The 1,430-nt window shown below is 51.7% G+C and carries 1 protein-coding gene; it reads left to right on the forward strand.

Annotated elements, in window-relative coordinates; genetic code table 11:
• Nucleotides 1–1,430: FG-GAP-like repeat-containing protein (locus IY568_RS24360; RefSeq protein WP_194868965.1), on the forward strand; the 1,430-nt coding region annotated here is incomplete at both ends.

Raw genomic sequence — 1,430 nt, forward strand, 5'->3', positions numbered from 1 at the left:
CCAATGGCGGTTAAGGTTAACCATGTAGGGGCCTCTTCAAGCCTGGCAGATCGATTTGGTGGTCAGGTGGAGCGCATCGGTGGTGGTACGGTCACACAGCGTAGTGAATCAGCACCCATTACTCCGGTTAATCTGAGCCAGCTGAATCCGGTGAATATGGTGGGTGGCCCGGCAGCCAGCGCGTTATTACAGGCGGAGCAGCAGGCGGCGCAGGTACAGTCACTGAGCCGGACATCTGGCCCTATTACCACTCAGGGCTATCGTAACAGTTACTACTGGAAAATCCTGGTTTCAACGGGTAATGACACCTTTGCAGAGCTTTATTCTTTAGGCAGTACCAGCTCGTATAAAGACATTCAGGCGGTTGAGCTGAATGGCGATGGTCTGGCAGATATTCTGTACCGCAACAGTAACAATGACTGGTATGCCCGGATCAACACAGGCACAGGGTTTGCCAGCGGAATTAAGTTATTTAACTATGACAAGCCGAGCCTGAAGGTATTTGATATCAATGGTGATGGGATCCCAGAGGTATACCGGGAAGACCATGGAGACCATTTCTACTTCTACAATGGCACAGGATTCACGTATCGTAAACTGACCTTGCATGGCTCTAACTATGACTTTACGACCTTTATGGATGTCACTGGTGACGGTGCTGCAGACAAGCTGGTATTTCAGGGGCGCATGGGTCTTTATCAGAACTCGGATGCACCGACCAATCTGATCTCGTCGGTACGAGACGGCTTTGGTGCGTATACGACGGTATCGTATTCGACGCTGAACAACCGTAATATCTATACGCCACACAGCGATGCCCGCACTAAGAGCTGGGGCAATGGCCGTGTTACGGATATGAAGTCAGGGGCACGGGTCGTCAGTGCACTCATTAAGAATGATGACACCATTAAGTACAAGTATCATGGTGCAAAGGCCCAGGTGGGTCGCGGCATGCTGGGCTTCCGTCAGATAGAAGTGGAAAGCGTGAATGGTGGTACTAAGATAGTCACGACCTATCGTCAGGATGGGGATTACCGGGGCAGCCCGGAGCGGGTTCAGACTTATGTGCGCTATGGTAGCGATACGTCTTCCGGTGGTGGTTCAGGTGGCGGCTCTGGCGGTGGTTCAGGTGGTGGCGGGCCTATTGACCCGTGTGAAGTATTTCCTGAAACTTGTAACTGTCGCTGGGAAGCAGACCGAGCCTGTGAGTTACCAAGAGTTGCACCGATAGAGACACTCAGTGCGGCAGAGGGTTTCAACGGTGCACTGGCGTCACCTGTGCGTTCAAACAGCGCCCAGTTTGCGACCATGAGTACGGCTTCTGTTAACACCAGTATCTGGCGTTTAAAATCAGACATGACCTCAAGTTATGGTCGTAAGCAGGAAACAAGCTTTGTCACTGCGAACAGCACTAAGCCTTATCTGGTATA

Source organism: Pseudoalteromonas sp. PPB1, from assembly GCF_015356275.1.
GTDB classification, from domain to species: Bacteria; Pseudomonadota; Gammaproteobacteria; order Enterobacterales; family Alteromonadaceae; genus Pseudoalteromonas; species Pseudoalteromonas rubra_D.